At 64.9% G+C, this 7249-nt stretch carries 6 protein-coding genes; 5 read left to right on the forward strand and 1 reads right to left on the reverse strand.

The genetic code is table 11. The features are described from left to right. Positions 1 to 105: 105 nt before the first annotated feature. The 5 genes from HGR_RS15025 (at position 106) to HGR_RS15045 (ending at position 6040) form a co-directional block, all read left to right on the forward strand. Positions 106 to 633, forward strand: a complete 528-nt coding sequence (locus HGR_RS15025) for a TRAP transporter small permease (RefSeq protein ID WP_039853814.1) — start codon at positions 106 to 108, stop codon at positions 631 to 633. 16 nt (positions 634 to 649) lie between these two features. Then, positions 650 to 1957 (forward strand): TRAP transporter large permease, encoded by a 1308-nt coding sequence (locus HGR_RS15030; protein WP_006299216.1) that lies wholly within the window; start codon positions 650 to 652, stop codon positions 1955 to 1957. A 121-nt stretch (positions 1958 to 2078) separates the two neighbouring features. Next, positions 2079 to 4487 carry a glycoside hydrolase family 31 protein gene (locus HGR_RS15035; RefSeq protein WP_006299217.1) on the forward strand — a complete coding sequence of 803 codons (2409 nt, stop codon included), beginning with the start codon at positions 2079 to 2081 and terminating at the stop codon, positions 4485 to 4487. A 149-nt stretch (positions 4488 to 4636) separates the two neighbouring features. Then, positions 4637 to 5275 (forward strand): LysE family translocator, encoded by a 639-nt coding sequence (locus HGR_RS15040; protein WP_006299218.1) that lies wholly within the window; start codon positions 4637 to 4639, stop codon positions 5273 to 5275. A 42-nt stretch (positions 5276 to 5317) separates the two neighbouring features. Continuing rightward, entirely contained in the window at positions 5318 to 6040 is a 723-nt protein-coding gene (locus tag HGR_RS15045; protein WP_006299219.1) for an alpha/beta fold hydrolase, read from the forward strand. Positions 6041 to 6075: 35 nt separating this feature from the next. Here HGR_RS15045 and HGR_RS16915 read toward each other — a convergent pair. Continuing rightward, positions 6076 to 7249 (reverse strand): methyl-accepting chemotaxis protein (locus HGR_RS16915; protein ID WP_006299220.1); only part of this gene is annotated, 1174 nt, incomplete at its 5' end.

Below are 7249 nucleotides of genomic sequence, written 5' to 3' on the forward strand. Positions count from 1 at the left end.
GGGCGCGGGCCGCCCGCCGCTTTTCCCTCTCGTGACGCACCCTGGCCAGCCCGCGCCCGCAGGCAACATGCCGACGTCACGCCCGGATTTTTTGACGGAATGACCATGAATCTGCTGTTTCGCCTCAAGCGTCTTCTGGACCGGGGGCTGGAAGCCCTGCTGGTGCTGCTTTTCTTCACCCTCTCGGGCTGCGTGATCATCCAGGTGTTCACGCGCTATGTGTTGGGCGATCCCGCCATCTTCACCGAGGAAGTCTCGCGCTACGCGATGATCTGGCTCAGCCTGCTCGGCGCCGCCTATGCCGCGGGGAAGGTCGAGCACATGGCCTACACCATGCTGCCCGAGAGCTTGAGCGGCGACCGCTTGAGGTGGCATGTGCGTTCCGTGGCGCTGATCGTCTTGGCCTTCGCGGCGTCGGTGATGTGCTACGGCGGCGGCTTGCTGGTGCTGCGCGCGCTGGAGTTCGAACAGCTCACCGCGACCTTGGAGTGGCCCATGGGCTACGTCTATCTCTGCATTCCGCTCTCGGGTGCGCTCATCGTGTTCTACCAACTCCTCATCTTGCTGGCGCCAGAGCATGTGCCCGCGTCTGGCGCAAACGCCACCGCTCCCGCCGCGCCCTCGGCAGACTGACCCCCCCGAGCTTGTCATGACCGCAATCATCATTCTGTCGATCGTCTTCACGATCCTGCTGCTCTGGGGCGTGCCCGTGAGCTTTGCCATCGGCGTGGCCACGCTGGTGGCGCTGTTCGGTTTTCTGCCCGATGCCACCCAGGCCCTCCTGGTGTCCGCCCAGCGCATGACGTCCAGCCTGGACAGCTTCACCCTGGTGGCGATTCCGCTGTTCATCCTGGCCGGCAACATCATGAACACCGGCGGCATCGCCTTGCGCCTGATTGACTTCGCGCGCGTGGTGGTCGGGCGCCTGCCGGGTTCGCTGGCGCACATCTCCTGCCTGGCCAACGCCTTGTTCGGTTCGATCTCAGGTTCTGCGGTGGCCAGCGCCGCCGCCGTGGGCGCCACGCTGACGCCTCAGCAGCGCGCGGCGGGCTACAACATGCCCTTTTGCGCGGCGGTGAACGCCATCAGCTCGCCCGCTGGCCTATTGATTCCGCCCTCGGGGGCGCTGATCGTGTATTCGCTGATCTCGGGCGGCACGCCCGTTGATGTGCTGTTCGTGGCGGGCTACATCCCCGGCATCCTGATGGTGGCCATGGCCATGGTCTGGATCGCCGTGAAGGCCGCGCGAGGTGAGTTCCCGAAAGAGGTGTACCGCTACACGGCGAAGGAATCGCTGACGATTTCGCTGCGTGCCATTCCCGCGCTGCTGCTGATCGTGATCGTGATGGGCGGCATCGTGGGTGGCATCTTCACCGCCACCGAGGCCGCGGGCATCGCCGCCTTGTACACCTTCATCCTGGGGCGCTTCTTCTATAAGACGCTGGACAACCGCGCGCTCATCAAGAGCACCCTGGACGCGGCCGTGGGCACGGCCGTCGTGATGCTGATGGTCGGCGTTTCCATGACCATGGCTTGGCTGCTGGCGTCCAGCGGCGCCGCGACCCTGCTGTCCGAGGCCATCATTGGCTTCTCCAGCAACCCCTATGTGCTGATGCTGCTGTTCAACGTGCTCTTGCTGCTGGTGGGTACCTTCCTGGACATCACGCCCGCGCTGCTGATCTTCACGCCGATCTTCTTGCCCGCGGCGATGGCGGTGGGCATCTCGCCGGTGCACTTCGGCATCATCATCGTCTACAACCTGTGCATCGGCATCACCACGCCGCCCGTGGGCAGCACCTTGTTCGTCTCCTCGCGCGTGGGCCAGGTGAGCTTGGCGCAAATGACGCGCCCCTTGATGCCCTTGTTCGCGCTGCAGGGCGTCGGCTTGTTGTTGGTGACCTTCATCCCCGCCTTGTCGACTTGGTTGCCTTCGGTGCTGCTGGGCAAGGCGGGTTGAACCCAAGGCCGCTGCTCAATCCGATTCTGTTGTTTTTCCCTGAGTTCCCCGTTGGAGGGACTCAGGGCCAACCGAGCCAGAGCCTGGCTTGGCGGGCCCCGTGTTGTCTGGAGTCAAAAAAATGTCCATGTCGAATCCCCCTGTTTTCTCGCTCGGTCGGGTGGATGGCCATCACCTGCATCTGCAAAGCCAGGAGGGGCACCAGGCCCATGTCTTCGTGCTGGAAGACGACATCGTTCGCGTGATGCTGCTGCCCGGAGGCACGCTGCGTTTCCCCCGCACCTGGGCCATCGCGCCCGGCGCCGATGATGTGCCGCGCGAGGGGCGTGACCGTTTCGACCTGTCAGGCTTTTCGCTGCCCAAGTTCGCGCTCGGCCAGGAGGAGCCCGGGGTGCTGGTGCTGACGACCGCGAGCATCCGCCTGCGCATTCGCCTCACGGGCTTCCATTGCAGCTGGGAGACTTCGGTGAATGGCCGCTGGTGCCCCGTTGCCCGTGACCGCGCCACCCAGGCCTACAACTTTGGCTGGTGGGACGACAAGGTCTACCACTACCTGCAGCGCGAACCCGACGAGATGTATTTCGGCCTGGGTGAACGCGCGGGAGATGCCAACCGCATGGGGCAGAGCTACCGCATGAGCAATGTGGACCCCATGGGCTACAGCGCGCGCTCCAGCGATCCGCTCTACAAGCACATCCCGTTCTACATCACCTGGAAGAAGAGCCAGGGCGCGGCCTTTGGCCTCTTCTACGACACGCTGTCGGAATGCCGCTTCGACATGGGGCGCGAGCTGGACAACTACCACGGCCACTACCGCTATTTCGTGGCCGAGCATGGTGATCTGGATATGTACTTCATCGCCGGTGAGGCCCTGGCCGACGTGACCCGCCGCTACACCTGGCTGACGGGCCGCCCCGCGTTCTCGCCCAAGTGGGGTCTGGGCTATTCGGGCTCGACCATGACCTACACCGACGCGCCCAACGCCCAGGTGCGCATGAACGAGTTTCTCGATGGCTGCCGTGAGCACGACATCCTGTGTGACTCCTTCCACCTCTCGTCGGGCTACACCTCCATCGGCGACAAGCGCTACGTCTTCAACTGGAACCGAGACAAGTTTCCGGACCCGAAGGCCTTCGTTGAGCACTACCTCCAGCATGGCGTGAAGCTGTGCGCCAACATCAAGCCCTGCCTACTGCGCGACCACCCGCGTTTTTCCGAGGCCGAGGCGGCGGGCCTGTTCGTGCGCGAGCCCGATGGCACACCGGCCCAGGTGCAGTTCTGGGACGAGACCGGCGCCTACCTTGATTTCACCAACCCGGCCACCTACGCCTGGTGGCAGGCCCGCGTGACCGAAGCCTTGCTGGACTACGGCATCGCCTCAACCTGGAATGACAACAACGAGTTCGAGATCTGGAGCGACAAACCTCTGGCGCATGGCTTTGGCAGCCCTTGGCCCGCCACCCAGGCCCGTCCGCTGCAGACCCTGCTGATGATCAAGGCTTCGTTCGAGGCGCAGCGCGCGCACGCGCCTGGCAAGCGGCCCTTCTTGATTTCGCGCTCCGGCGCGGCGGGCATGCAGCGTTATGTGCAGACCTGGTCGGGTGACAACTACACCTCGTGGGAGACCCTGCGCTACAACATCAAGATGGCCATGGGCTTGGCGCTCAGCGGTGTCTCCAACACCGGGCATGACATCGGCGGCTTCGCCGGGCCCGCGCCGGAGCCCGAGCTGTTCCTGCGCTGGGTGCAGCACGGCATCTTCCTGCCGCGTTTTTCCATCCATTCGTGGAACGACGACAAGACGGTCAACGAGCCCTGGATGTACCCGCAGATCACGCCGCAGATCCGCGAGCTGATCCGTCTGCGCTACCGCTTGATGCCGTACCTGTATGACTTGCTGTGGCGTTCTCACCGCCACTACGAGCCGATGATCCGTCCCACGCTGCATGATTTTCCGCAAGACCCGCGCTGCTTCGAGGAGAACGACGAGATGCTGCTGGGCGCCCAGTTGCTGGTCGCCTCGGTGGTCGAGCCGGGCCAGCGCGATCGTCGGGTGTATCTGCCCAAGGGAACGTGGTGGGTGGACTACTGGAGCGGTGACCGTTTTGAGGGCGGGCAAACCATCGTCTTGCCCGCGCCCTGGGACCGCCCGCCGCTGCTGGTGCGTGAAGGCAGCATCTTGCCGCTCAACCTGGCCGAACAGCATTTCGCGCAAGCGGCTGACCGGCGCGGCTTCGCCCTGTTTGTTGCCCCCGAGGGCGGGCACTTGCGTTATGACTGCTTTGAAGACGACGGCGAAAGCGCCGCCGTGCACGAAGGCCACCACGGCGAGTGGCAGGTGGAGGTCAGCGGCGATGCCCATGCCTTGCAAGTGGAGGTGAGGGCCGCCGGTTCCCGCCCGCCGCAAGCGGACGAGATCACCCTGCTGTTGCCCGCGCGCGATGCGCGCCGCGTTGCAACTCGTGCAGCGCAGATCGTCGCTGACCAGGTGGGCGTGCAATGGCGCGAGCTGCGTTTGCGCTTGCGGTGAGTGGAAACCGGCTCTAGCTGGTCGTCGCCGAACGTTTCCCACGCCAGCCCTCGCATTCGGAATCGCTCCCAGGGAGCGCGTGCGGTGCACGGCCGATTGATTCGGGAGTCTCGTTAGACTAGGACTCGTTTTCACCACCGGAGTACACCGTGAACGAGTTACTGGCTTTTTCCGGCATCGTCGTGGCGCTGGCCATCGGCGCGGCCAGCCCCGGCCCCAGCTTCCTGATGATTGCTCGCACGGCCGTGTCCAGCGGGCGCAAAGCTGGGCTGGCCGCCGCGCTCGGCATGGGCCTGGGTGGCTTGCTGTTCGCCACCCTGGCCTTGCTGGGCCTGACGGCCTTGCTTACCGCCGTGCCGTGGCTGTACGCGGCACTCAAGGTCGGTGGGGGCGTTTACCTGCTGTACCTTGGCATCAAGATCTGGCGTGGTGCCAAGGCGCCCTTGATCGAGGTTGGCGCTGACGTCACTGCGGCCGCGCAAGCGGGCTGGAAGGCGCAACTGGCCCTGGGTTTCGGCACGCAGATCAGCAACCCCAAGACGGCGATCGTCTATGGCAGTGTCTTCGCGGCTTTCATGCCCAGTACACCGGCACTGCATTTCAGCATCGCGGTGCTACTGGCGACGCTGCTGATCGAGGCGGGCTGGTACGCGATCGTCGCCACGGTCTTGTCCACGCCCAAGTCACGGCAAGCCTATCTTCGGTACAAGCAGTGGGTGGATCGGTCGGCTGGCGCGGTCATGGCGGCGCTGGGCATCAAGCTCGCCCTGTCGGCCAACGCGCAATGAGCTCATGGCGGGCCACACCCAGAACATTCTCAAAAGACAAGCATGACCATCTCTCTTCCCACCCTGATGCTCCTGCCCGGCCTGAACTGCGACGCCGCAGTCTGGGCACCGCAAGTGGCAGCGCTGAAGAGCCAAGCCCACTGCGTCGTGCCCGCGTGGGGCCTGCGTGATTCGCTGACCGCCATGGCCGAACAAGCCCTGGCCGAGGCACCGACCGAACGTTTCGCCTTGGCCGGCCACTCCATGGGCGGCCGCGTGGCGCTGGAGGTGATGCGCTTGGCCCCGCGGCGTGTGACCCACCTGGCCCTGCTCGACACGGGCACCCATCCGCTGGCAGCGGGCGAGGCGGGCGAAAAAGAAAAGGCCGGTCGCCTGGCCTTGCTGAAGATCGCGCGCGAGCAGGGCATGCGCGCCATGGCGCGGGAATGGACCAAGGGCATGGTGCACCCGCAGCGCATCGGATCGCCCTTGTTCGAGGAGGTTCTGGACATGTTCGAGCGGGGCAGCGCGGCGCAGTACGCGGCGCAGATCAACGCCCTGCTCAACCGCCTGGACGCCACTCCCTTGCTGGCTAAGATTCAATGTCCCACGCTGGTGTTGACGGGCCGTGAAGACGCCTGGAGCGGCCCGGCCCAGCACGAGGCCATGGCCGCGGCCATCGCGGGCGCCAAGCTGGTGATCGTTGAGCACAGTGGGCACATGACCACCATGGAGCGGCCGCAAGCGGTGAACCAAGCCTTCGCCGCCTGGATCTCGCGTACTTGACTGGGCGCCATGCGGGCGCCGCTTGTGCCCAGCGGCTACCGAAGCTGCAGGGTGCCGGGGTCTGAGCTGGCTCTGGTGGTCGTTTGCGATGCCCGCATGGTCGTTGGCGCGTCGGCGAGGGCCATGGACGATCTTGAGGATTGGAACACGCTGATGGCTTGCACCAGTTCTTGTGCTTGCTGCTGTAGTGTGTGCACCATGCCTCTCATCTCGTCGGCGAGTGCAGCGTTTTGCTGGGTGGTCTGTTCCATGTTCGTGATGGCTTCCCCGATTTGCGCGACGCCGGTGTTTTGCTCGGCGCTGGCCACGCTGATTTCACCGATGATGCTCGTCACCCGACGGATGGCCTCGACCATTTCGTTCATGGTGGCGCCGGTGCGGTCCACCTGCACCGTGCCTTGTTCGACACGTTGAACACTGTCCGTGATCAGTGCCTTGATTTCCTTGGCAGCCTCCGCGCTGCGGCCGGCCAAGGCACGCACCTCGCTCGCCACGACGGCGAAGCCGCGACCTTGTTCGCCAGCACGGGCGGCTTCCACGGCGGCGTTCAAGGCCAGAATATTGGTCTGAAAGGCGATGCCATCGATCACGGCAATGATGTCGGCGATCTTCTTGGAGCTGCCACTGATGCCTTGCATCGTGTCCACGGCCTGGTTGACCACGCTGCCACCTTGTGTGGCGATCGAGGACGTGCCTTGTGCCAGCTGGTTGGCTTGCTGGGCGTTGGTCGCGTTCTGCTGCACGGCGCCGCTGAGTTCCTCCATGGAGGCCGCGGTCTCTTCCAGCGTGCTGGCCTGACTTTCGCTCCGTGACGCGAGGTTCGAGGTGCTGTGAGCGAGGTCCCGGCTGGCTTGTTCCATGCCGGTTGCCGCGCGCTGCACGGTCTGCATGGCGGCGTGCATGCGGGCCAGCACGTTTTGCAGCACGCTGGCCAAGGGTGTACGCACCGTCACGGTCTGCGCGAGGTCCAAGGCGATTCCGTGCGGTGTATCGACGACCGTCACCAGATCGCGCATCTCTTCACCCGCGCGGGCAATTTGCCGGGTCTGGGTGACCAGGAGCACTTCGACCACCGTCTGCAGGACCACGTAAACGGCATGGACCACGATGGTGGAGAAATCGGGCGCGCCCAGGCAGTAAAAGCCCAAGCCCGCGGCCTGCAGGCGGTCGAAGAGAACGTGGTGAGTGGCAAAGAGTACCGCAGCGAGC

The organism is Hylemonella gracilis ATCC 19624, assembly GCF_000211835.1.
In the GTDB taxonomy this organism is placed as follows: domain Bacteria; phylum Pseudomonadota; class Gammaproteobacteria; order Burkholderiales; family Burkholderiaceae_C; genus Hylemonella; species Hylemonella gracilis.

What these genes read in the sequence shown, in the direction of transcription:
- HGR_RS15025 (WP_039853814.1), top strand. Translation starts at nt 106, where the DNA reads ATGAATCTGCTGTTTCGCCTCAAGCGTCTTCTGGACCGGGGGCTGGAA.
- HGR_RS15030 (WP_006299216.1), top strand. Translation starts at nt 650, where the DNA reads ATGACCGCAATCATCATTCTGTCGATCGTCTTCACGATCCTGCTGCTC.
- HGR_RS15035 (WP_006299217.1), top strand. Translation starts at nt 2,079, where the DNA reads ATGTCCATGTCGAATCCCCCTGTTTTCTCGCTCGGTCGGGTGGATGGC.
- HGR_RS15045 (WP_006299219.1), top strand. Translation starts at nt 5,318, where the DNA reads ATGACCATCTCTCTTCCCACCCTGATGCTCCTGCCCGGCCTGAACTGC.